The sequence below is a fragment of the Kribbella qitaiheensis genome, assembly GCF_014217565.1.
Taxonomy (GTDB): domain Bacteria; phylum Actinomycetota; class Actinomycetes; order Propionibacteriales; family Kribbellaceae; genus Kribbella; species Kribbella qitaiheensis_A.
The window spans coordinates 5,844,372-5,866,494 of the sequence record NZ_CP043661.1 but is presented as its reverse complement, the minus strand read 5'-3'; the positions used below and the strand labels follow the sequence as shown (position 1 = coordinate 5,866,494).

23 protein-coding genes are annotated in these 22,123 nt (G+C 67.9%); 10 read left to right on the top strand and 13 right to left on the bottom strand.

What is annotated here, in order from left to right:
• Positions 1 to 138 precede the first annotated feature (138 nt).
• The 5 genes from F1D05_RS27935 to F1D05_RS42240 all read right to left on the bottom strand — a co-directional run bounded on the left by F1D05_RS27935 (position 139) and on the right by F1D05_RS42240 (position 5,408).
• Positions 139 to 2,370: a hypothetical protein gene (locus tag F1D05_RS27935; RefSeq protein WP_185443426.1), complete on the bottom strand. Its 2,232-nt coding sequence runs from the start codon at positions 2,368 to 2,370 to the stop codon at positions 139 to 141.
• A gap of 61 nt (positions 2,371 to 2,431) precedes the next feature.
• Positions 2,432 to 3,361 carry a Ku protein gene (locus tag F1D05_RS27930; RefSeq protein WP_185449537.1) on the bottom strand — a complete coding sequence of 310 codons (930 nt, stop codon included), beginning with the start codon at positions 3,359 to 3,361 and terminating at the stop codon, positions 2,432 to 2,434.
• 46 nt (positions 3,362 to 3,407) lie between these two features.
• The gene (locus tag F1D05_RS27925) at positions 3,408 to 3,947 is read right to left on the bottom strand and encodes a DUF6912 family protein (RefSeq protein WP_185443425.1); all 540 of its coding nucleotides are present in this window, start codon (positions 3,945 to 3,947) and stop codon (positions 3,408 to 3,410) included.
• On the bottom strand, positions 3,944 to 5,002 hold the full coding sequence (locus tag F1D05_RS42245) for a WS/DGAT domain-containing protein (RefSeq protein ID WP_281388995.1): 1,059 nt from the start codon (positions 5,000 to 5,002) through the stop codon (positions 3,944 to 3,946). Before F1D05_RS42245 ends, F1D05_RS27925 begins: the two co-directional genes overlap by 4 nt.
• Positions 4,902 to 5,408: a wax ester/triacylglycerol synthase domain-containing protein gene (locus F1D05_RS42240; protein WP_281388765.1), complete on the bottom strand. Its 507-nt coding sequence runs from the start codon at positions 5,406 to 5,408 to the stop codon at positions 4,902 to 4,904. The genes F1D05_RS42245 and F1D05_RS42240 overlap by 101 nt, the downstream gene beginning before the upstream one ends.
• 224 nt (positions 5,409 to 5,632) lie before the next feature.
• Here F1D05_RS42240 and F1D05_RS27915 point away from each other — a divergent pair, with 224 nt between their 5' ends.
• Genes F1D05_RS27915 through F1D05_RS41025 form a run of 3 tightly spaced genes read left to right on the top strand, consistent with a single transcriptional unit; the run spans position 5,633 to position 7,458 of the window.
• Complete coding sequence (locus F1D05_RS27915) at positions 5,633 to 6,121, top strand: cupredoxin domain-containing protein (protein ID WP_185443424.1); 489 nt, start codon at positions 5,633 to 5,635, stop codon at positions 6,119 to 6,121.
• Between the two features lie 7 nt (positions 6,122 to 6,128).
• Positions 6,129 to 6,758, top strand: a complete 630-nt coding sequence (locus F1D05_RS41030) for a hypothetical protein (protein ID WP_246486032.1) — start codon at positions 6,129 to 6,131, stop codon at positions 6,756 to 6,758.
• Positions 6,703 to 7,458, top strand: coding sequence for a hypothetical protein (locus F1D05_RS41025; RefSeq protein ID WP_246486031.1), 756 nt, complete (start codon positions 6,703 to 6,705; stop codon positions 7,456 to 7,458). The genes F1D05_RS41030 and F1D05_RS41025 overlap by 56 nt, the downstream gene beginning before the upstream one ends.
• A 152-nt stretch (positions 7,459 to 7,610) precedes the next feature.
• On the opposite strand, the gene F1D05_RS27905 is transcribed toward F1D05_RS41025, so the two are convergent.
• From F1D05_RS27905 to F1D05_RS27885, 5 genes are all read right to left on the bottom strand, one after another.
• Positions 7,611 to 8,825, bottom strand: a complete 1,215-nt coding sequence (locus F1D05_RS27905) for a glycosyltransferase 87 family protein (protein WP_246486030.1) — start codon at positions 8,823 to 8,825, stop codon at positions 7,611 to 7,613.
• 2 nt (positions 8,826 to 8,827) lie between these two features.
• Positions 8,828 to 9,484 (bottom strand): HAD family hydrolase, encoded by a 657-nt coding sequence (locus F1D05_RS27900; protein WP_185443422.1) that lies wholly within the window; start codon positions 9,482 to 9,484, stop codon positions 8,828 to 8,830.
• A gap of 124 nt (positions 9,485 to 9,608) precedes the next feature.
• A complete protein-coding gene (locus tag F1D05_RS27895) occupies positions 9,609 to 10,397 on the bottom strand; it encodes a DUF4097 family beta strand repeat-containing protein (protein WP_185443421.1) in 789 nt (262 codons plus the stop codon).
• 124 nt (positions 10,398 to 10,521) lie between these two features.
• Positions 10,522 to 11,790, bottom strand: a complete 1,269-nt coding sequence (locus tag F1D05_RS27890) for an AAA family ATPase (protein WP_185443420.1) — start codon at positions 11,788 to 11,790, stop codon at positions 10,522 to 10,524.
• The gene (locus F1D05_RS27885; RefSeq protein WP_185443419.1) at positions 11,790 to 12,452 is read right to left on the bottom strand and encodes an SAF domain-containing protein; all 663 of its coding nucleotides are present in this window, start codon (positions 12,450 to 12,452) and stop codon (positions 11,790 to 11,792) included. Before F1D05_RS27885 ends, F1D05_RS27890 begins: the two co-directional genes overlap by 1 nt.
• A 147-nt stretch (positions 12,453 to 12,599) precedes the next feature.
• Here F1D05_RS27885 and F1D05_RS27880 point away from each other — a divergent pair, with 147 nt between their 5' ends.
• Positions 12,600 to 12,848: a helix-turn-helix domain-containing protein gene (locus F1D05_RS27880; RefSeq protein WP_185443418.1), complete on the top strand. Its 249-nt coding sequence runs from the start codon at positions 12,600 to 12,602 to the stop codon at positions 12,846 to 12,848.
• Positions 12,849 to 12,907: 59 nt separating this feature from the next.
• The gene (locus F1D05_RS27875; RefSeq protein WP_185443417.1) at positions 12,908 to 13,069 is read left to right on the top strand and encodes a hypothetical protein; all 162 of its coding nucleotides are present in this window, start codon (positions 12,908 to 12,910) and stop codon (positions 13,067 to 13,069) included.
• A gap of 3 nt (positions 13,070 to 13,072) precedes the next feature.
• Here F1D05_RS27875 and F1D05_RS27870 read toward each other — a convergent pair whose 3' ends face one another.
• On the bottom strand, positions 13,073 to 13,627 hold the full coding sequence (locus F1D05_RS27870; RefSeq protein ID WP_185443416.1) for a hypothetical protein: 555 nt from the start codon (positions 13,625 to 13,627) through the stop codon (positions 13,073 to 13,075).
• A gap of 156 nt (positions 13,628 to 13,783) precedes the next feature.
• On the opposite strand from F1D05_RS27870, the gene F1D05_RS42235 reads away from it, so the two are divergent.
• From F1D05_RS42235 to F1D05_RS27845, 5 genes are all read left to right on the top strand, one after another.
• A complete protein-coding gene (locus F1D05_RS42235) occupies positions 13,784 to 15,025 on the top strand; it encodes a LysM peptidoglycan-binding domain-containing protein (protein ID WP_185443415.1) in 1,242 nt (413 codons plus the stop codon).
• Between the two features lies 1 nt (position 15,026).
• On the top strand, positions 15,027 to 16,028 hold the full coding sequence (locus tag F1D05_RS27860) for an Rv3235 family protein (RefSeq protein WP_185443414.1): 1,002 nt from the start codon (positions 15,027 to 15,029) through the stop codon (positions 16,026 to 16,028).
• Between the two features lie 193 nt (positions 16,029 to 16,221).
• Entirely contained in the window at positions 16,222 to 17,166 is a 945-nt protein-coding gene (locus F1D05_RS27855; RefSeq protein WP_246486029.1) for a VanW family protein, read from the top strand.
• 84 nt (positions 17,167 to 17,250) lie between these two features.
• Entirely contained in the window at positions 17,251 to 17,937 is a 687-nt protein-coding gene (locus F1D05_RS27850) for a helix-turn-helix transcriptional regulator (protein WP_246486028.1), read from the top strand.
• 34 nt (positions 17,938 to 17,971) lie between these two features.
• Entirely contained in the window at positions 17,972 to 19,030 is a 1,059-nt protein-coding gene (locus tag F1D05_RS27845; protein WP_185443413.1) for an aminoglycoside phosphotransferase family protein, read from the top strand.
• On the opposite strand, the gene F1D05_RS27840 is transcribed toward F1D05_RS27845, so the two are convergent.
• Together F1D05_RS27840 and F1D05_RS27835 are read right to left on the bottom strand one after the other, a co-directional pair.
• Entirely contained in the window at positions 19,014 to 21,068 is a 2,055-nt protein-coding gene (locus F1D05_RS27840) for a hypothetical protein (RefSeq protein WP_185443412.1), read from the bottom strand. The two genes, F1D05_RS27845 and F1D05_RS27840, sit on opposite strands and share 17 nt — an antisense overlap.
• Complete coding sequence (locus tag F1D05_RS27835; RefSeq protein WP_246486027.1) at positions 21,065 to 22,123, bottom strand: glycoside hydrolase family 130 protein; 1,059 nt, start codon at positions 22,121 to 22,123, stop codon at positions 21,065 to 21,067. The genes F1D05_RS27840 and F1D05_RS27835 overlap by 4 nt, the downstream gene beginning before the upstream one ends.

The window sequence follows — 22,123 nt, the reverse complement described above, 5'->3', positions numbered from 1 at the left end:
GGTGATTCTCCGGCAGAACCCGGCCCTTGCGGCAAGTCCCCCCTTACGTTATAAATTGAAGAGGGCAAGGAGAACATCTCCTTGCCCTCTTCTGTTTCCGCCCGAAAGTCAGTTGCACAAGGCAATCATCGATGCGACCTAGGTGACTCGGACGGTGCCCGCGATCGGATGGGTCGCATTGGTCCACCAGCGAAGAGTCCCGTCGGAATCACCGGCCGCAAGAGTCCACGAATAGGTGCCCTTCGGCACCAGATGACCAGCCGAGTCGACCCCATTCCAACTCGGACGAGCCGACCCCACCGCCGTCGGACACGTCAGCACCCGCCGCACCGTAGTACCGGACCTGATCGTCAACTTGCACGAGGTCAACGCCTTGCTGATCGGGAACTCCGGCGTCCAACTCCCGGCCGACGGCGTGAACGACGCCGTACCGATCGTGTTGCCGAGGAAGCGCGGCGGCGCGACGAAAGAGGAATTCGTCCCGATCCGGGCGACCTCGTCCGCACCTACCCAGCCCAGTGTCTCGTCATGGACGTCGAACAGGGTGCCGGCCTTGACAGACCCGACCACGCCGGTTGCCGTCGTGCCGAGCCGGAGCACCTTGAGGACCCCGGTCTGTGGGAAGTTGCCGACATAGTCGTCGAACAGGACATGGCCGCCAGACAGCGCGATCCGCAGCGTGCTGGTGGTGGTGATGCGTACGGCGGCGGTCCTGGTGGCCATGTTGCGGAAGGCAACGGTAGAAGGGCCGCAGTAGTTGGAGGTGCCCTGCGCGCACGTCGACCACGCAACGTAGTCGTCGTGGACGGCTACGCTGTTTACTTCCGGCCCACCGGCCGCCTTCACCTGGACGAGCGCATTGCTGGACAGATCCCGCCGCCAGATCCCTTGCCCGGTGTCGGCGTACGCCAGGTAGCTTCCCCACAGCGCCGCCGACTTGGAGCCGATCGGTCCGTTGACCTGCGAACTCACCCCGGTGCCAACGTTATAGAGCATCGCCACAGCTGGGTCGTAGTCCGGGAAACAGCTCACCTGGTCGCACACCTGTCCGCGATAGGTCGCCCGCCACCACAGCAACCGGGTACCGGACAGTTGGATGCGCCCACCCGCGACAGCTACCGTCACAGCCGAGTCGAAAACCCGCGTCCGAACACCGTCGTCAGTGGCCAGCCAGAGATCGCCGCCCGAGTCCAGGTACGCCGTCCGCCGTCCGTCGCGGGACACACTCTGGTTGGTGCGGCTGGTCTGAGCGACCCGGATCTGGCTGGACAGCGTGATCGTGGTCCCGGATTTGCTGTACGCGCGTCGATTGACGGCGTACGCCGGCACCTGGTTGTCCAAGTAGGCGACTCCTCCGGCTCCGAGTGAGACGCCGGTGGCGAGCGGCGGCAGGTACGGCACCGAGACAATCCGGGTCCGCGGGGTCGTCGCGTCGACCGCGACGGCCGCATCGATCGCATCCGCCGTTCCGTGCGTGTCGAAGACGAACCGGGCCCCGTCACTGACCACGGACTGGGTCTCGCCCAACCGATGGTGGGTGCCGTTCGCGTCGATCGACCCACTGGCGCACGTGGTGTTGCCGCTGCCGCCGCAGGCGGTCCAGCCGGTGGACCCGCCCAGAATCGCCGTCGACGCGATGTCTCCGTCGTACGTGTCGAGCAGAACCGTCGACGATCCGTCGGTCTTCGCCCGGACAAGATAGGAACGCAGCGGCGGGTTCACCCGGTTGAAGGCCCGCCAGGTGATCGTTGGCCCACTCAGGGACACCGCCTCGATCCACCAGTTGTAGTCACCGGCGGGAATCAGCCGCGGATGCGCCGGATCGGCGTACGAGTAGTAGGCCAGCGTCCTGGTGCCTTGGTCGTCGAGGTCGCGGCGCTCGACATAGCCGAGGTCGTCGGCGGCGACGATCCGCCCCTGGCGTGGCAACTGAGCGGTCACCTGGCAGCCGGACGAGCCGATCTCCACCCGATCGCCGTCCTCGCTGATCCAGCCGAACGAGGTGGCCGCGGCCAGCCGACGTTGCAGCTCGCAGGTGAGGGTGGCCGGTGTTCCGATCACCTGGTAGCTGACCTTCTGGGTCCCATAGTCGGAGCTGAAGATCCGGCTCCCGGAGAGCAGGTCGAACGAATCCGGCACCTGGTACGACGGTCCGCCGGCCGGCTTGACCCAGGTTGTCTGATCGGACGCGTCCTGGTCCGCCGCGTGGACCCGGTAAAGCACGCCGGCCGCCGAAGCGCCGAGCACCTGGATGGCGGGTGGGCGGGTCGGAATCCGGTCGAGGTCGACCGCCCAGGCAGTACCGGTCATCCCGGTGCACAGCCCGACAGTCAAAGACACAGCGAGCAACGCCCGCACCAGGTTGCGCATCGTGATAGTCCTTTCCCATTGACCATCACGATGCGCGCGATCCCACGAAAGTTGCGTCAGGTCAGGCGGACTTCTTGGCTGCCTTCTTTGCCGCGGTCTTCTTGGCTGCGGCCTTCTTGGCTGCGGCCTTCTTGGCGGGGGCCTTCTTGGCCGCGGGCTTTTCGTCCGCTTCGGTGCTGCCCTTGCCGCCGCCGCCTGTGCCGCCACCGGCCCGGCGGGCCTTGGCGGCTTCTACCGAGGCGCGCAGTGCCGCGACCAGGTCCACGACCTCGGCGCCCTCGGTCTCTTCCTCTTCCGATTCGGGGATCGGTACGCCGGCGGCCTTGGCCTCGACGACCTGTTCCAGCGCGGTGCGGTACTCGTCGTGGTACTGGTCCGGGTCGAACTCGCCACGCAGAGTGTCGATGTACGACTCGGCCATCGCCTTCTCCTGCTTGCGGATCTCGACGTCCTCCGACGGCGCCGCGAACGAGGAGTCGCGGACCTCGTCCGGCCACAGCATCACCTGCAGGACGAGCACGTTGTCGTGGGTCCGGAGCAGACCGAGGCTCTCGCGCGACCGCAATGCCACCTTCACCAGGGCATACAGCTCGGAGCCCTCGAGCGCATCCCGGAGCAGCACGTACGGCTTGGCGCCGGGGCCCCCGTCAGCGGCCAGGTAGTACGACTTGCCGAGGTAGAGCGGGTCGACCTGGTCGGCCGGCACGAACTCCAGTACGTCGATGACCTTCTTGCTGGACAGCGGCAGGTCGGCGAAGTCGTCCGGCTCGAGCACCACCATCCGGCCGTCGGCCATCTCGTAGCCCTTGCCGATATCGGAGTACGGCACCTCTTCGCCGCACTCGGCGCAGACCCGCTTGTACCGGATCCGGCCACCGTCGGCGACGTGCACCTGACGGAACGAGATGTCCTTCTCCTCTGTCGCGGAGAACACCTTGATCGGGATCGTCACCATCCCGAACGAGATGGCACCCTTCCAGATCGCCTGCATCGCCATCAGCTCCCTTGCTCAGCTCGTCCGGTCCAGCGCTCGGCCGTCAGGCCCGCAGACCGCGGTGCGGTCCCTCGGCGGCGAGGAGATCGGGGATCTCCTGCGTCGCGTACCACAACAGGTCTTCACCTTCGCACGAGTCGAGGGCGAAGACCGCGTCGTCGTGATCCTCGTTCGCGGTGTCACCGTGAGCCACGGCCCAACTGTCCGCGCCCTTGCCGACCACCTCGACGGCTCCGGCGGCATCCAGATGCACGGCCGCGACGGCCGTCCACGGGACCACCACGTGCAACTCCAGCCGAGCGTCGCCCAGCTGGACCGTGCCGTTGGCCGGCGGGACTGCCCCCACCTCGCACGCCACCACTACCCGCCTCCGTGCCGCGCCCGGATCGGCCGCCAGCAGCCCGACGGATGCTCTGGCCGCCTGTGCCATCGCGGCATACTCCAGCTCCTCGTCGTCACTGGCCGCGAACCACTCGCGCAGCGCCGGCGTCACGGCGTACGCGGTCAGCGGCGCCGGGCCGAACTCACCCGCGTGACAGGCGAGATCGAGGAGGGGGAGCGTACTCGGGATGTAAACCCTCATGAGCCTGCCTTCTTCGGACTGCGAGGTTTCTTCCGGCCGCGGGACGCACGGCTCCGGCTCCCCTTGGTGGTATCCAGCAACTCGTCCAGCGCGTCGGTGACGCACTGGGCGAACACGACGAGATCCGGCATCGCCGTCCGGTCCGCGTTCAGCCCGAAGGAGACCTTGCCGTCGTACGACGTGACGCCGACGGACAGACCCTGCCCCGGCATCAACGGCACCACCGGGTATGACGCCAGCATCGGCGCGCCTTGCGCGTACAGCGGGAACTGCGGCCCGGGCACGTTGGTGATCACCACGTCGTCGATCGGCCTGACCGTCGCCGTCGCGACCCGGGCCGCGAGCGCGTGCAGGGTGGTCGGCGCGAAGCCGGCGATCCCGACCAGCGAGCGGGCGCTGACCGCGCGACCGGTGTCCTTGTGGACCTTCGTCTGGTACGAGATCTGGTGCAGCCGCATCACCGGAGAGTTCTCGCCGACCGGCAGGTTCACCGTCGAGGCGATCACCGTCGAACCGAGCGAGGTCGGCTCCTCGTCATCGTCGTCGCGGATGCTCACCGGGACCACCGCGCGGACGCCACGGGTCGGGCTGACCGACTCGCCGCGGGTCATCATCCAGGCCCGGAGCGCGCCTGCGACGACGGCGAGGATCACGTCGTTGACCGTGCCGCCGTGCATCGCCCGGACCGTCCGGTAGTCCTCGAGCTCCGTCTGCACCGTCGTGAACCGGCGCTGCCCCGACGTCTTCACATGCAGCGAAGACTCCTGGACGTGCCGCTGCGCGACGACCGAGCCGACCACGTCGCCGAGCACCTCACGAACCGAGGTGGACCCGGTCAGGCTGGCCATCTCGGCCCGCGCCAGCTCCAGGACCGCGTTCGGGCCGCGGGTCGCGTCGGCGAAGACGCCTGCCAGCAGCTCCAGCGCGGACGGCGGGTGTGCCGGCTGCCAGGTGTCAGTCGGGGTGTCGCGGGGGCGCGCGGTCGCGTCCAGGACCACCTGGCCGATGTCGACCGTGCTGTTGCCGTCGACAAGCGCCTGATGGGACTTCGCGATGATCGCGAACCGGTCGCCCTGCAGACCCTCGACCAGATACATCTCCCACAGCGGCCCGGGCCCGGTCCAGCCGCCGGGACATGATCCGGGCGACGAGCTCCAGCAACTGGGCGTGCGTCCCGGGCCGCGGCAGGGCGGACCGGCGTACGTGGAAAGTGATGTCGAAGTCTTCGTCGTCCACCCAGATCGGCCCGGCGAACCGGCCCGGGATCTGCTGGATGCGCTGCCGGTACCGCGGGACGAAGGCGATCCGGTCGCGGATCAGCGCGACCAGGCTCTCGTAGTCGAACCCGTCGTCACCGTGCACCGGCGGCTCGAAGATGTCCACCGTGCCGACATGCATCGGCGTGGCCGGGCTCTCGGTCTTGAGAAAGGTCAGATCCAGCGACGTCAACCGGTCCGGCATCCGGGTCCTCCCCCTCCGTTGTCAGGTTTCTTGTTCAGTCACCCTAACCGGGTCCACGGACAGTCTGCTGCGACACTGGCTCAGCGTGGCGGGCAGGCACTGGAGCGATCGTGACAGGACCGATGGTGCATACCGGGAACACTGGACGTCGCGCGTTCGTCAGGCAAGGGGGCGTGTTCCACGCCCTGCACTCTGAACCGACTTGCTGAAAGGCCCCTCGTCTCATGCGTTCGACGCTCTCCCGCGGCTCCGCGCTCGCGCTCCTGCCCGCCCTCGGCATGCTGGTCCTGGCCGGCTGCGGCGACGACTCCCCCGCCGGCTCGAGCCCGAGCACGAACCCGTCGAGCACGCCGACGTCGGTCCCGACCTCCGCCCCGACCTCGGCGCCGACCCCGGGTGGACCCAAGACGGACACGCCGTCGAACACCGCCGACCCGTCCGGCGAGCAGGCCGACGTCACCGTCAACGTGACCGTTGCCAACGGCAAGGTCAGCCCGAACGGTGCCAGCATCAAGGTGAAGGCCGGCCAGAGCGTGCTCGTCACCGCCGTCTCGGACGTGGCCGAGGAACTGCACATCCACGGCTACGACAAGGAGCTCGAACTCACGCCGGGCAAGCTGCAGTCGGTCAAGTTCACCGCGAACATGAAGGGCACCTTCGAGGTCGAGACGCACAAGAGCGGCAAGCTGGTCGCCAAGCTCGTCGTCTCCTGACCCGGCCGTGACACCTCTACTCCTGCCGCTGCACGGAATCGGCGGCCGACAGGATCTGCCCATCCCGTTCGGCCTGGCCGTCGGCGGCGCCGGGGTGGCGATCGCGCTGTCGTTCGTCATCCTCGGTCTCGCGTGGCGCAACCCGAAGTACCGTGGCAACGCCGCCGGCAAGCCGTTGCCGGCTGCAATCACCCGGACCGTCGACTCGCTGGGGTTCCGGTGGTTCGTCCGGATCGTCGGACTGGCGACCTTCCTGTACGCGATGGTCTCGCTGCTGTTCGGCGTCGACCGGCTGACGAACCCGATCTTCGGGTTCATCTACATCCTGGTCTGGGTCGGCCTGGTGCCGATCTCGCTCGTCCTCGGACCGGTCTGGCGCACCCTGAACCCGCTCCGAACGCTGCATCTCCTGCTCAGCAAGGCGATGCGGCAGCCGCCGTCGAAGGGTCTGTTCGAGCTGCCGTCCTGGCTCGGTCTGTGGCCGGCCCGCGCTCGGCATCTTCGCCTTCACCTGGCTCGAGCTGGTCGCGCCCGACCGCGCCACGCTGCCTGTTCTGCAAGGCTGGCTGGCTCTGTACGTCGTGATCACCATGTTCGGCGCGATCCTGTTCGGCGATCGATGGTTCTCAACCGCTGACCCGTTCGAGGTCTACGCCGCGCTGATGTCGCGGCTGTCCCCGTGGGGTCGTCGCACCGACGGCTCATTGGTGATCCGCCGGCCGCTGGAGAACCTGGACGGGCTCAAACCACAGCCCGGCCTCGTCGGCATGGTCGCGGCGCTCCTCGGCTCCACGGCGTACGACGGATTCTCGAACTCGACGACGTGGATCGGCTGGGCCCAGAACACCGACTACTCGATGACGACGCTCGGCACCCTGGCGCTGATCTGCTTCATCATGTTCGTCCTGGTGACGTACTCGAGCGCCACGCTGCTGGCCGGGCGGCTGTCCGACAGTTCGCGTCGGGCGCTGCCGGGGTTGTTCGGGCACTCCGTCGTACCGATCGCCTTCGGGTACGTCGTGGCGCACTACCTCACGCTGCTCATCCTCGAAGGCCAACGGACCCTGATCTACCTCAGCGATCCGCTCAGCAACGGCGCCAACATCTTCGGCACCGGTCTGCTCGGCCTCAACACGTCGATCACCAACCACAGCACATCGATCGCCGTCATCCAGGTGCTCGCAGTGGTCGGCGGTCACCTGATGGGCGTCATCTCCGCGCACGACCGAGCCGTAGCCCTCTTCCCCCGCCACAAAGCCCTTGCCGGCCAACTCCCCTTGCTGGTGGTCATGGTCGGCTACACAGTCGGCGGGTTGCTCTTGCTGTTTTCCGCTTAGGTACTACGGGGGAAAGCGTCCACTAGTTGTCATCGCTCTGAAGCGAACTGCCAGCCAGGCAGTGGTCGTCTCACGCGGCGACGCTCACGCTCAATCCCACCAGTCCCGCACCCTTTCCAGGCACCATTGCCTGGCTGGGCATCCGCTGGCAGTCAGGCTTGCCGGGCCGTTGCGGGAGCTGACGGCTTAGGCAGGTTGCGGCTGGTGAAGGCCAGTAGCAGGAAGGCCAGCATTCCCAGGATCAGGTGGGAGTTGCCGGGGATGGATTGCCAGAAGGTCCAGGAGAGTTCTCGGTCGTCGCGGAACGGCACCCACCAGATCGAGCGCAGGACGAACAGGCCGTACCAGAGGACGCCGGTGACGACGGCTGGGTTCAGGCCCCATTGGCGGTTGACCGCGCGGATCAGGCTGACGCCCAGCGGGATGATCCAGACCCAGTGGTGGCTCCACGAGACGGGCGACGCGTACAGGACGGCCAGCGCCATCACGGAGATCGCCGTGACGCGCTCGTCCGCCAGCCAGAAGCGCCGCGCCAGCCACAGCACCGCCAGGCCGAACACCGCCGACAGCAAGAACCAGGTCGGCTCCACCCACGACGCCTCGTTCCCCAGCCGGCTGAGGAAGCCCATGAACGACTGGTTCCCGGTGTAGGCGAGCCCGCCGACCCGGTTCGCGTCGCGGATGACCACAGTCCAGTAGTGCCACGACTGGTTCGGTACTACGGCGAACCCGATCGCCATCGTTGCCAGCAGGCCCAGTACTGCGTTGCGCAAGGCGCGCCACTGCTTGGTGATCAGCAGGAACGCCAGGAACGGCAGCGGCGTCAGCTTCACCCCGATCGTCACGCCGACCCAGAATCCGCGCCACTTCGCCCCGGCCGGCCGGATCAGGTCCAGCAGGATCATTGCCGTCAGCAACAGGTTGATCTGGCCGAACTGGATCGTCTGCCAGACCGGCTCGAGCAGCAGCGACGCCGCCGTCAGCGCGACCAGGACCAGCACGCGCTTCCGCTCGGGGAAGTACGCCCACGCCGAAGCGGGCAGGCTGTTGCGCCAGATCGCGGCGACGCAGAGCACCGAGAGCGTCGTCCAGAGCACCAGCGCGACGCCCCACGGAACCGCCGCCAGCGGCAGCATCGCGATCGCGGCGAACGGCGGGTACGTGAACGGCAGACCCGAGCCGGCCAGCTTCGCGTCGTACAGGGAACCGCGGTCGAGCAGCACCGAGCCGCCCATCCGGTAGACGCGCAGGTCGATCATGCCGTCGAACAGGCCGTACGCCCAGGCGCCGAGGGCCACCAGCGCCGCACAGACGAGGATGCCGATGACGATCCGGCGCGGGTCGGCGGTTCGTACAGGGGTGGACACACTCACGTCAGATCTACTCCGAACACCGATTCCAGCTCTTGCCGCGTCTGCTCGTACGACGTGTGGTGGACCGCGATCATGCCCAGCTCGCGGGCGCCGGCGATGTTCAGCTCGAGATCGTCGATGAAGACGCACTCGGCCGGGGCCAGCCCGATCCGCTCGGCCGCGAGCAGGAAGATCTCCGGCTCGGGCTTGCGCAGGCCGACCTCGCCGGAGATGACGATGTCGTCGAACATCCCGTCCCAGGTCTCGCGGGGATAGGAGTTGCCCCACGAGTTCGACAGCAGCGCCGTGCGGATGCCGATCACCCTGGCCCGGCGGATCAGCGCCGACATCTGCGGCTGGTGCTCGAAATGCGCGAACATCCGCTCGATCAGTCCCTCGGCGGGCACGTTCGTGCCGTCCTCGCGGACCAGCAGGGCCGCGAGCTTGCGCTCGAAGTCCGGTACGGCGATCTGGCCGCGCTCCAGCGCGTGGATCGGGTTGATCTCGGCCTCGGCAGGGCTGGCGCCGAGCCAGCCGACCATCGCCCGGTAGTAGGCGTCGAAGTCGAGGCCGTCCAGCTCGGCCCAGCGGCGCAGAGCCTCGTCGAGACCGGAAGTGAGCACTCCACCCCAGTCGACCAGCAGGCCGCGCGGCACGGGCTTGTCGTCAGGCATGCGCGCAAGACTACTCAGGACATGCAGCCCAGCTCCCCCCGGTCAACCCCCGGGAGGCGCTCCGGCGTACGGCGTACCGGGTGGGACCCGGGGACGAGATCCCCGTCGGCGAGCTCTGGCGGCGTCAGTTGCCGTACTCGACGACCGTGTCGCCGGAGGACGATTTCGCCTTGATCTCGCGGGCCGATGCCTGGTCTGTCTTCACCTCGACCGTGTGGTCACCACTGTTCGTGTCGGCGTCGACCTTGTACGTCTCGGCGCCGGCCGGCAGCTGGATCTCGATGTTGCCGGAGCTGGACTGGGTATCGACCTTCTGCGGTGGGCCGTCGAAGGCCAGCTCGATATCGCCGGAGCTGCTCTGCGCCGTCACGCCGGTCGCGGTCAAGCCGTCGCCGCCGATGTCGCCGGACGACGACCTCAACTCCACCTCGCCGCCCGCGTGGTGGATCTCGATGGAGCCGGACGACGTCTTCACCGTCGCGCCGCCGGACAGATCCGACACCTTGAGATCGCCGCTGCTGCTCTCGATGGTCACCTTGAGATCCCTCGGCACGGTGATCTGGTAGTCGGTGTCGCAACCGAACGACAGGAACCCGCAGCCGGTGTCCTTCAGCTCCAGCTTCCCCTCGCTGTATTTCTCCTTCGGGTCGGACCCGAACAGGTTCCGGTTGAACTTCCTGGTCACGGTGACCTCGGAAACGTCACCGGTGACCAGGTCGACATCCGCCGACACGGCCTGGATCGTGATCGCACCGTCCTGCACGGGATACGACCCCTGGCTGGACCTGCTGTCATCGGTCAGCCCGGTCAGGGCCCAGTACGCACCGCCGAGGATCAGCGCGACCGAGATCGCGATGCCGTATCTGCGCTCGGTGCTCATCGTGCCGGCCGGCCGGCCCTGGACCTCGGACATGGTTCTCCCCTGATGCTGCGATGGTGACGGAGCTGCTTGGCGGTCCGCTCCGTACCGACGGTGCTGACTGGGGCCAACCCTGGCATATCCAGAGCTGCTTGTCGGTGGGGTTTACCCCCATATTTCAACTGAGCAGATCCGCCGAAACCCCGGCTGCCAACCCTTGCATCGCCTTCCGGAGCTTGCTCGATTTCGCCGCATCGGCGAGGCTCCGCCCGTGCGCGATCGCGGTGTCACAGGCCGCCTGGTCGAACGGCAGCAGCGCAGCAGCCTGTACTCCGGCGTACCGGCTGAGCGCCTCGGCGACAGCCTCCGCCGGGGCGTTGCCCAGTGGGCCCGACCGGAGCCGGTTGACCACGATTCGCGGGTTCGCAGACGGCACTGCCGCCCGCAGTTCGTGGAGGGCCCGAATGAGGCGGGTCAGCCCGACCGGGTCCGCAGTACCGACCACTACGACCTCGTCGGCCTCCTCGAGCGTGGCCAGGGTGGCGCCGTTGCGGCGTGGAGCGAGCGTGTCGAAGGAGATCTCTTCATCGCTCTCGATGCAGAAGCCGGCGTCGACCACCGTGCAGGGGGCGAGCATGCGCGCCGTCAACCAGACCGACTCGATCGCTGCCGGTCGGAGCTCGGTCCAGCGGTCGGCCCTGCTCAGCCCGGTCAGCACCAGGAGATGGGGACTGACCTGCCGGGCCTGCCGTGCGAGCACTGCCACGTCCAGCGAGCCGCCGCCGGCTGACCGCGCCGCTGCGGCCAACCCTGAAGTCTCGTCGAGCATGCCGAGCTGCTGCGCCACCGTCCCGCCGTACACATCGGCGTCCGCAAGCAGCGTGGGCATCCCTTTGGCCGCCAGCTCCGTTGCCAGCCCGACAGCGACCGTACTGCGACCAGGTGCGCCGGTCGGGCCCCAGACTGCGATCACCCGGCCGGTCCCCTCGCCGTACGGGCGGGGTGGCTCGTTGGATGGCGCGTCTCCCGCGTACGGCACGAAGCCGCCGGCGAAGTGGTTGACGGTGGCCGGCGGCCCGGACTCGACCGCGTCGACGATCGCCCGGCCGAGGTCTTCGGCGCTCACGTCCGCCGGGAGAATCCGCTCGATCCCCATCCGGCTGAGGCGGTCCTCGCCGCCGGACGGCTCACCTGTGTCCGACGGGTCGACCATGGCGACAACCGCGATCCGCCGCGAGTGCAGAGCGGCTACGGCGTCAGAGGTCAACCGTGGAAGGTCTTCTGCGAGCAGCACGGCTCGGGCCTGACCACTGGCCGCTGCCGCCATCACGTCTGCGATGTCGACGCACCTGCGGACGACGCGGATGCCCGGCGCGCGCTCTGCCCGGCGTACGACGTCCGCCTCCCACGGAGCACCGGTCACTGCCAGGAGGAGCGGTACTGCCATCAGCGGCCTCGCCGGACGAGGACCGGCTCGCCCGTGCTCATCGCTGCCAGGGCAGCAGGGAGCTTGGGCAGGTCAGCCGGGTCCAGCCCGACCAGGACCTGCCGACGAGCGGAACCGCCGGCTACACCTTTCACTGTGTCGACCTGAACTACGCGGATGGTGTCCCAGAGCTTCTTGGCCTGCTGGTCCGCGTCTTTGGGGACTACCCAGACGTCCACCTGGTCGCCCACGGCCGTGTCGCCGGGCAAGCGGCCCGCCGCGATGGACAGTGGCAGCTCGGTGCGGTCGTTCTCGGTCTGAGTGACGGCTGCTTGGCGCGGCATGAACTCGCCCGCTCCGATGGCGCGCACGACGACCAGACCCTTCAGGTCGGCGGCGGCATCGACGTACCGCCCGGCTTCCTCATTACTGGTGAAGCGGACGCGGACAGTGGTCAGGTCGTCGGTGGTGAGCTTGGTGCCCGCGGGCAGATCGCGATCGGCGGCATAGATGGTGGTCGTGTCGTCGGCCGACGCGAGCAACTTGGCGCCGGCGAGCGCTGTGATCGCCACCAGCAGCACGCCGAGGACGAGCCGGCCGTCCTTCCACCGCGCTTTCCTGTTGCGCACGGTCGGGGTTGACGGCGCCGCGAAGCCGCTCCGCACCGCTGAACTGTCGACCACTCGGACTCCCCAGATGTCTCGCCGTCACTACCTGATCGCTCTCGGAGATCGACATTCTGCCGTGTCGGCCGGGTTACTGCTGATCGTCTCCGGTCATCTGTGGACAAACGGCCTCATCCGGAGGCCAACCGTGGCAAACTGAAGCACATGCCGGCACCGCGTTTCCTCCAGCTCTCCGACGTCGCGGAGGTGCTGAACATCTCCGCCAACCAGGTCTACGCGCTGGTCCGCCGCGGTGACATCCCCGCGGTGAAGATCGGCGGCCGCGGCCAGTGGCGGGTGGAGTCGACCGAGCTCGAGAAATACATCGAGCGCCTCTACACCGAAACCAAGCAGTTCATAGACACCCACCCCTTCGGCGAAGAAGCAGAAACCCCCGAAGAAGCCAACACCTGAGCCGCCTACTCCTCTCCGCACTGCCTCTGGGTCGACAGGGTCAGCGGCGTACTGCGGTGGTGTTTGGAGCAGAGGTCAGCGGCGACGTACTGCGGTTGGCTCGGGTGAGCGTCAGCAGCGGCGTACTGCGGTGGTGTTTTGGAGCAGAGGTCAGCGGCGACGTACTGCGGTGGTGTTTGGAGCAGAGGTCAGCGGCGACGTACTGCGGTTGGCTCGGGTGAGCGTCAGCGGCGGCGTACTGCGGTGAGGGATTGGGTGGGGACGAGCCGGGAGTTGTAGACCTCGCTCCGGCGGCGGGGCGCGTCGAGCGGGTGCTCCGCGATCTCCAGGAAGTCCGCGCCGACCCGGTCGATCGTGCCGGTGATGGGGTGCGCTCCAGCGACAGCGCTGAACACCGTCACCGGTGAGCGGTCCCGCGCGATGCCGCGGAGCAGATGCGCCAGGCCGAGCTTCGCCGCGATCGCACTTTCGGCCGGCTCGGCCCACGGCCCGAGTCCGTGCACCGCTGCCAGTGCGGTGACCGGGATCAGCCACTCCTCGTAGCGCTCGGCCTCCAGCAGAAGGCAGTCCTTGCCGACCCGGCTGAGCGTGCCCGCGACCGGCTCGGCGTGGGTCAACTCGACCCGTACGAAGGTCCCGACCGCGCCGCGGAGACGGTCCAGCACGGTGATCTTGCCGACCTCGGCCCGAATCCGATCCGCCACTTCGCCGTACAGATCACCGTCCTGCAGCGCGTCGAACTGCGACTCCAGGTCCTCGAACAGGGCATCCAGACGCATGCTCCAAAACCTACTTCATCAGCACTCTCCGTGGTCGCTCTGACTTTCCGTGACCCCCAGATCGCCGAATGAGCTTGCCAAAGCCTTGCCAGTCAGGTCTATATTAGTCAAGCCGACGCAAACTAAGGCAAACTCATAGATCTGAGGCTAAAGCAGATGAAAGCGACGATCCGGGGGCTGAAAGGTCTACTCGCGCTGGCTGCCCTGGTCGGGGTAGGCATCGGGCTGCGCTGGGCGACCGCTGGTTCAGTCGATTCGGCGAGCACGCAGGACCTGACCTCGATGGCAGTACTCACGGTCGGCACCGTCGCCTGGGTCGCCTACACCTGGCTGCTGATCGCCGTACTAGCCACCGCACTCGAGCAGGCACCAGGCGCCCTAGGCCACGTCGCGTCGGCCGTCTCCGCCCGGATCACGTCACAAACTTCGCGAGCCCTACTTCGCTCCGCCCTAGGCGTAGCCGCCGTCACTCCACTAACCATCGGAGTAGCCCACGCCACCCCCGGCAACGGCGCCTCCTCCGACTGGGCCCCGCTGGAGTCCCCCTCCTCCGTCCGCCTAACCGGCCCGACCTCCCCCACCACCTGGCGCACAACCGAAAAGCCCTCGGCCCTCCACCTCACCGACGAGCCCCGCCTTTCCGCCCCCACCACCTGGCGCACAACCGAAAAGCCCTCGGCCCTCCACCTCACCGACGAGCCCCGCCTTTCCGCCCACACCGACCAGCGCACCGCAGTACCTGCCACGCGACCTGCACAGATCGGTACGCCTGAAGCCCTGGCCGGAGGTCCTACGCAATCAGGGGCCTCTGACTGGCGGGCGGTGGAGGAGCCTTCGAGTGTTCGGCTGACGGGCGGCCCGACGGGGGCAGGGCGTGCTGGGCAGAAGCCGACCGTTCCGGCTGAGCGGGCGGCGCGGCCGAAGCCGGGACGGGTCGAGGTGCCGGGACGGGTCGAGGTGCCGGGACGGGTCGAGGTGCCGGGACGGGTCGAGGTGCCGGGACGGGTCGAGGTGCCGGGACGGGTCGAGGTGCCGGGACGGGTCGAGGTGCCGGGACGGGTCGAGGTGCCGGGGCAGGTCGAGGTACCGGGACGGGTTGGGGTGCCGGATCGGCCGACTGAGGGGGCGCCTACTCGGTACACCGATCTTCGGTCGGGGCAGCCGGTTCGGATTGCGACGCGGGTCGTTCAGTACGGCGACACCTTGTGGGGGCTGGCCGCGGCCGAGCTCGGGCCGGGCGCGAGTGAGTCGGCTATCGCGGAGCGCTGGCCGCAGTGGTACGCCGCCAACCGCGCACTGATCGGTCCCGACCCTGACCTGCTCTACCCCGGCCAGGCGCTGCGTATCCCAGCACCAGCCACCAACCACCCCGTGCCGCCTACCCACCAGGAGAAGTGACATGAGCGCCTACCAAACCCTCGCCACCGTCCACCCCCTCCCCGACACCAACCCACCCCCGGCCCCGGCAATCGCCGCGGATACATCCCGACTCACCTCCGGCGTAGATGCGTCCCGCCTCACCACCGGTGCGGATACGGCTCGGCCCTCCTCCGGCGCGGACGCGCCCTGGCTCACCACTGGTGCGGATGTCTCGCTGCTCTCCTCCGGCGCAGACGCCTCCCACCTCACCCCCGGCGCGGACGCGCCCCGACCTACCCCCGGCGCGGACGCCTCCCACCTCACCTCCAGCGCGGACACGCGCCGACTCACCCCCACCGCGGATGCATCTCACCTCGGCTCCGGTGCGGATTCGTCCCGACCTACCCCCGGCGCGGACGCCTCCCACCTCACCTCCAGCGCGGACACGCGCCGACTCACCCCCACCGCGGATGCATCTCACCTCGGCTCCGGTGCGGATTCGTCCCGGCTTACCTCCGGCTCGGATGCGTCTCCGGTCACCTCCGGGCCGACTTCGATCGACTCCAGCCGGGGCGCTCGCGTCGACTTGGTTCGGGCTGGGGGGATGACGCAGGGGGCGTTGGCGCTGCGGTATCAGGAGGTTGAGCTTGAGGTTGAGGTTGTGCCGGCGGCGCCGGCGTTGCGGTTGGTGCCGGCGGGGCCGCGGCTGCCGGATCCGCAAGCCTGGGCGTCGAAGCTGGTGCAGGCGGTGGCCGAGGTGCTGGCCGGGGATCGGCCGATCTCGCAGTTGGTCCGGTTCACGGATTCGACTGTGTTCGGTGAGCTCAACCGCCGGGTCCGGGTCCTCGGGCTGACCACCACGGCGACCGCCCGTGGGTTGAAGGAGCGCAGCGCGGTTCGTTCGGTGCATGTCTGCAACCCCGCCACCGAAGTTGCCGAAGTCGCCGCCCACGTCCGGTACGGCGAACGCTCCCGGGCGATCGCCCTTCGCCTCGAAGTCCACCGCGGCCGCTGGGTCTGTACCGCCCTGCAAATCGGCTGAACCCGGCCACCCTCCGTAATGCCGGCCCTTGGTGAGGAGTTTGGGGCGGCCAGTCGAACTTGGGTGGGGTTGGGGGCGTCTTACCTGGCGCAATCCGATCGTGTGGCTGTTGTCATCTGGCTGCCATGCGGGCGGGCGTAGCGTTTGCCGGATCGATCCGGGGGATCGATCATGTCCCGTTCTGGGGGAACGAATGTCTGAGAGCACCACCACCATGACGAATCTGTCCGCGCCTGACCTCGGCGAGGCCGATGAGCTGACTCCGGCCGAGTTGGCCCGGGTGTTGCCGCGAGTCGGTGCACGGCGTTGGTCGCAGCGGATTCCGGCGCTTTATCCGGTCGCTGTGCGGTATCACCGGGCCCGGCGGCGGATCGAGTGGATGCGGTCGGACACTGCGTTCGCGAATACCCGCCAGAGCGAGGATCTGCCCGTCCGGGTCAAGCGGCACAAGTCGCTGCTGCTCAGGCAGCTCGGCGAGACCGAGATGTGGATGCAGCACAACAAGGTGACCAACCTGAAGCTTGCCTGCGCCCAGGTCGACGGCTTGGTGATCAAGCCTGGTGAGACGTTCTCCTTCAACAAGCTGGTCGGCAACGCGACCCGGCGCAAGGGATATCTCAAGGGCATGCGGCTGTCGAACGGTCAGGCCCGGCCGGGGATCGGCGGCGGGATCTGCCAGCTGGCGAACCTGCTGCACTGGATGGTGCTCCATTCGCCGCTGACCGTGACGCAGCGATCCACGCACAGCTTCGACCCGTTCCCGGACAACGGCCGCGTGCTGCCGTGGGGAGTCGGCTGCAGCATCGTCTACAACTACGTGGATCTGCAGTTCCGCAACGACACCGACCAGACGTTCCAGCTGCGGGTCGGCGTCAGCGACCGTTACCTGGAAGGCGAGATCTTCGCCGACGAGAGCACCTCCTCGTCGTACCGGGTGTTCGCGCGCGGGGAGCGGTTCTTCCGGGCCGGTGCCGAGTACTTCCGTCGCAACGAGATCTGGCGCACGGTGATCGACCGCCGTACCGGTGATTCGCTCGGCGACGAGCTGGTGCGCGAGAACGTTGCCTTGGTCAAGTACGTCCCGACCGGGGTCAAGGTGATCGACATCGACCTCACGCAGTACCCGCCTGCCGGCTAGCTGATCGCGGTACTGCGTACGCGCGGCCGACGCCGTCTGGAGCGTGCCTCAGTAAATGTCGGTGGAGCGCGCAACACTGGTCGGGTGAGTCAGGAACCTCAGCCCTACCGCGAGCGAGCCGCCCGGATGCCCGGTGCCGTCCTGTGGACCCGTACTGCGGACGGCGGGTCGTACAGGATCCTCCCCGACGGTTGCATGGACCTGCTCTGGATCGAAGGCGAGTTGGTGGTCGCGGGTCCCGATACCCGCGCGTACGTCTCGTCGTCCGAGGCCGGTGTCCGATTCGCCGCGCTCCGGTTCGCGCCGGGGACCGCGCCCGGCTTCCTCGGCGTACCGGCGCGGGAGATCGTGAATCACCAGGTGCCGCTCGCCGAGCTGTGGTCGCCCGGCCGGGCAAAGCGGCTGGCTGCGCGAATCCGGAGAGCTGATCCGGCGTCCGGGTTGGAGGACGCGGCGATCGGACTGTCCGATGAGCCGCCGGACCGGCTGGTCAGCCAGGTGGTGCGCGGTGTACGCCACGGGATCGGCGTACCGGCGCTGGCCGGCAGCGTCGGGTTGAGTGAGCGGCAACTCCACCGCCGATGCCTGGACGCGTTCGGCTACGGACCGAAGATGCTGGATCGCGTACTTCGGATGAACCGCGCCCTCGACCGCGCGCGCACCGGGCTCGCACTGGCGACCGTCGCCGCACAAACCGGCTACGCCGACCAGGCCCACTTCACCCGCGAGATCAAAGCCCTGACCGGCGTACCACCCCGCGCCCTCCTGTGAGGCTGACCCGGGGCTTCGGTCACCATTGACTTCCATGAGCCTTATCCGGTCGGTGGACGAGTCGGTCAGTACTTCGACACTGCGACACAATCCTTTGAATGGCGTGACGGCGTCCGTGGAGCGGTTGACCACTGCCGATGGGCGGACGGTGATCCGTAAGGAGCTGAGCGCGCCAGGTGATTCGCAAGGGCCCTGGGCGGCGTCCGCGGACCCACGACATTGGAACTACTGGCGGCGTGAAGTCGACGTCTATCAGGATGGAGATCTTCGCCAGCAGTTGACGGACGCCGGCATCGCGCTCCCGGAGGTTGAGGTCGAGGAGCTTGATGGCGGCGCGGTTCTTTACCTGGAAGACATCGAGGGAACCCCGGGGACCGAGTTCGCTCTGGTTGATCATGCAGCGCTGGGCCGCGCGGTGGGGCGATGGCAAGCGCGACCCGCAGCAGAGGTGCCGTGGTCGTCCACCGGATTCCTCCGCGACTACTCGACCACCCGCGATGTGCCGTGGGAGCTGCTCGACGACGATCGGGCCTGGCGGCAACCACTGATAGCCGACAACTGGCCGTCGGGGCTTCGGGCAGCGTGGACGACACTTGTTGCTCATCGCAACGAGCTCCTGAGCACGGTCGAGCAGTTGCCGCGGGCGAGGTGTCATCTCGATCTCTGGGTCTCGAACGTGATCCGTCGGCCGACCGGGGAGTTCGCCTTGCTCGACTGGGCCTTCACGGGTGATGGCGCACTCGGTGAGGACATCGGGAATCACGTTCCCGATGCCGCGCTGGACCTGTTCTGGCCGGCCGAGCGACTGGCCGAGCTGGCAGAGACCTGCGTCGAGAGCTATCTCGAAGGCCTGCGAGAAGGCGACTGGCAAGAAGGGTGCGGACGAGGAGATGCCGACAGCGTCCGGCTTGCGGTGATGGCGTCAGGAGTCAAGTACGCCTGGCTTGTCCCGCTCATCCTGCTTCGCGCGGGCGACAAGACCCACAACGCCTATCACCAAGAGGCCGACAGTCAGCATCTCTTCCAGCAGCGCGGCATCATCCTCACTTTCCTCGCCGAACAGTGCGCTCAGGTGATCAACAGACGACGGTGAAGCCTCCCGGCAGTACGACGGCCCGGGCAGTCGACTGACGCGAGCGCAGACGGCCTGTGCTGTCGTAGCTGTAGGACGTCGCTGCCATCGGCAGGCTGACCGACCTGGTGTGGGCGTCGACGCTGGTGAGCAGCAGACCGCGCCCTAGCCGAAGCGAGGAGATCAGCGGGAGCAGCAGTACCGCGTCGATCTGCACCGACGGCCCACTCGCGATGGAGGTGAAGCTGGTAGCGCCGGCGGGCAAGACTCCCTTGAGGGTGATGGGGAGTAGAGCGCCGGGCGCAGCTGAGATGCCTTGCGGCCCGACCTTGCCATGGTCGACCGAACCCAACGCGACCGAACCAGCCGTGGCAGCGCCCGGCGCAGCCGCGTCCAGTGCGGCAGAGCCGGCTTTCCAAACCGAGCGGCCGGACCCTGGTAAGAGGTTGACGATCGGCAGCACCAGGCGCGGTTGCTGAGCCGCGTCAACGATCCAGGTCGCGGTCGCTCCGGGCGGTAGGGCGACGTAGGAGCCGTTGCTCCATTGGGATTCCCCGGTCCAAGCAGAAGGCGGAGTGACCACGGTAGCGCCGCCGGCGAGCGCAGCGCCCTCGGCCTCAACCACTGCCAGACCTGACAGCGTTCGCCCACCACCGGCAAAGGCTTGAGCCATCCGAGCGACCTCAGCATGCGAGTCGAGGGCGAGCATGGACAGCAGACCATGGATGGTGGACTCGGCACCGGAGTTGCGGTTGATCACACCGTCGCCGGACACGCCATCGAAGGTCCGGCCCGTGGCGGGATCGTACGTCGGTTCGCCGGCCCGGTTGGCGCCGAAGTACCACGCTGCCGCGAAGGCGGCGACCTGCCGAAGCCCAGGGCGATCAGCCGCACGAGCCACACTCAGCAGCCCCTGCACGCGCGCATCCACGCCGTACGCGATCTGGGTGCGGTCGATAGGTGCAGGAAGCCAGCCGTTGTCGGGTCCACCGGCTGTCAACAGGAGCGGAGTGAAGCCGGCCGCGTCACCAATCGCAGGCCCCAAGAGCGAGTGGTCGCCCAACGCTTTCGCCGCAGCGGCGAGCGCCGACGGCATCTGAGCACCCCACGCGTGCCAGTCCGAGATCGACTCGCCCCAAGGCAACAGGGCACGGAACGGCCAACTCCGGGTATCACCCGCACCCATCGCGGCAACAGCTGAAGCAAACCGGGCCAGAGCCTTCCGAGCCCGCGCAGATCCACCAGCCCTCACATAAGCCGACAACCCCAACACAGCCTCGGAAGTAGCGTCCGCACCGGCCACGATCAACCAGGCCGGCACCCGTCGGCCGTCCACGACGTTCCACTGGCCATAGCGGACCAGCACCTGCCGTTCCAGCGCAGCGATCGCCAACTCGAGTCGCGAGCGCAGGAACGCGGCAAAGCCCGGGTCGACAGTCCGGAAGACCGCATAGCCCTCCCCCAACGCCCACACGGTTCGGGCCAGCCAGTACGACGGTCCGGAGTCCGATGGGTCGGGTAGCTCCACCGGATCGGCACTGGGGTTCAGCGTTCCGTCCGGCTGCATCCAGAGCACCACATTCCCTGCCCGCGGACCGCTGGCCGTCTGCAGGAAGGTCAACCCCCGCAGCAGCCCGCGAGCCGCAGCGAGACTGTGCGAGTCATGACGGAGCTTGTAGTGCCGCAAGTACACAACAGCAGCCCGCGCCAGATCGTCCGCATTGAAGGCGCCCTGGCCGTAGGTGTCAGTAGCCGGGTCATAAGCGCCACCGCCAACCCGGGCATAAGAACCGTCATCCCGGTGATCGGCGTACGTCCACAGCACGCCGACAGGACCCGATCCGTACGTCGAGTGCCCAGCCGCAGCGGGCGGCGACACCGTAGCCCCGAGGAAGTCGAGATGCGCAAGATTGGTCAGCAGCCCAACAGCAGAAGCAGAAGCGGAAGCGGAAGCGGAAGCGGGCAAGGTGACGCCGGAGGCAGCCGCAACAACCAGCGCACCACCGAGGACAGTCCGACGCGCTGGTCGAGGCGCGGCTCCGAACGCCGATGACGTCATGACAGCCGGTCCAGCCTGGCGACGCCGATCTTCGCGTCCGCCATCCCGTAGAAGACATACCGAACACCGTCGACCTCTTCGATCGCCGTCGGGAACACCACGTTCCCCACCGTCCCGATCCGTTCCTCCTCGGTCTCCGGCACCAGGATCGGCTCCGCCGTACGACCGATCACCCGCGTGACATCCAGCGGATCGAGCAACAACGCACCCGCGGCGTACGAAACCTTCTGGGTAGTCGGATCGAACCCGACCGGCTGCTCCCCCGTCACGCCGTGATGGATCACCAACCAGCCCTCAGGCACCCGCAGCGGCGCCGGCCCCGCCCCGATCTTGAGCTCCTCGAACGGGTACTCCGACATCGCCACCAGCCGGTGCTGCCGAAGATGCACGAGATTCGACAGCGAACGCTCCACCTCGGCGACGGGCACGAACGACACCCAGATCCCCGGCCGGTCGTCCTTCACCCCCGCCGGCAGGTGTACGCCTTCGCCTTCGCGGAACCAGCCGAGGTCCCACATCGGCCGGTGCAACATCGCGTACGCCGGTTCGCCGTCCGGCCCGGGCACCGGCTCGGGGAAGAACACCGTGTCCTTGTTCGGGAACAGGTTCAGATCGGTGTCGAGGTCGGCTTGGTACTCGAAGTGCAACGGCCCCAACCGGGTCCACGTCCGCAAGTCCTCCGACACCGCGAGCGCCGGTTTCGGCCCGAGCGGCCCGTACGCGACGTACGTCATCACGTGCTTGTTCAGCGACGGGATCCAGGTGACCCGCGGATCCTCGACCCCGGCGTTGTTCAGGCCGCGCTCCCAGCCTTCGTCCGGCGACAGCACGATCCCCTCCCGGCGTACGCCGCTGGGAACGCCGTCGGTCAGCTCGACCGCCGCCAGGCCGACCCGCGAGATGTTGCCAGGCGCAACCAGTCGTGGCAGCAGATAGAGCTGACCGTCCGGACCATAGCCGCTGGCCGGATTCAGCACTCCTTCGGACTCGAATTCGTTCCCGGGCTCGGGCGTCATCACGACACCAAGACGGGTCAACGTGTATGGAACAGTCAC